General features: G+C 52.7%; 1 protein-coding gene. It reads left to right on the plus strand.

Annotated elements, in window-relative coordinates; translation table 11 throughout:
• The first annotated feature begins 170 nt into the window (after positions 1–170).
• Complete coding sequence (locus B9Y90_RS26305) at positions 171–890, plus strand: DUF2786 domain-containing protein (protein ID WP_085543200.1); 720 nt, start codon at positions 171–173, stop codon at positions 888–890.
• Positions 891–1,029 lie beyond the last annotated feature (139 nt).

The raw sequence follows: 1,029 nt of genomic DNA on the forward strand, positions 1-1,029 counted from the left end.
ACCACCTACGAAATTCTTGAGGATTCAGGGAGCATGCTGACACCCAGCTATCACTACCTGTGGATTTGCTACGCCATCGTCTGGGGGATTGAGCGATATCGCAATACCCAGCTTGTAGAGCGCGCCATGGGCACTTTCCTGGCCATTAACGGTTTTGTGGGGAGGTCGCAATGAGCATTAACCGCGATAAATACCTCGCCAAAATCAAAAAGCTGCTGCGGCTGGCTAAAGGTACATCCAGCCCGGAGGAAGCGGCTAATGCGATGGCGAAAGCGCAGGCTTATATGCGTGAGTACAATCTGAGTGCCACCGATGTTGAATTTTCCGAGATAACAGAAGCTGACAGTTCTGGTGCGCCAAGTGACGCTCAAAGGTCACCAATTTATATGCACGCTCTCATTGACCTTATCTGCAAATCTTTTGGTGTTGAGTGTTATGTGACGGGGAAATATCGCCAGTCCCGCTCGCTGAAGTGGTTTGTACGCTTCTATGCACCAGGCCAGCGTGCCGAGGTTGCTGCTTACGCTTTTGATGTTCTCTCCCGGCAGATGATGCAGGCCCGTAAAGAGTACCAGGTGAAGCACTGTAAACGCTGCAAGCCTGCTACCCGTATTGCTCGCGGCGATCAGTTCTGTGAGGGCTGGGTATATGGTGCTTCTCAGGTCGTCCAACCCTTTTCTATCCCACCCGGAGAGAAAGGCGTGATTGAGCGCTATGCCGCCAAATTACGTGAGGATCGTGGTTTAAAGGATGGGGTAGGACGTGAAGCTAAAGCCTGTCGCGGCTCGGATAATGCAATAAGCGCTGGTTTTAGCGAAGGCACAGGAGCACAACTGCATCATGGTGTGAATGGTCGTTATGACGGCCCACTGGCTATCGGGAGGTCATAGTGCTGCTTCGTGTAACAGGGGCATCCTACCCCCAACCAGGCGTACGCCATGAGTACCAGCTGTGTGACGGCAGTTGTGTGATTGAGCAGCCCGGCTTTCCCGCTGTGTCCCGCTGGCTCTTCTACAACAATATGAATCA

Origin of the sequence: Cedecea sp. NFIX57 (genome assembly GCF_900177785.1) — a bacterium.
In the GTDB taxonomy this organism is placed as follows: domain Bacteria; phylum Pseudomonadota; class Gammaproteobacteria; order Enterobacterales; family Enterobacteriaceae; genus Cedecea; species Cedecea neteri_C.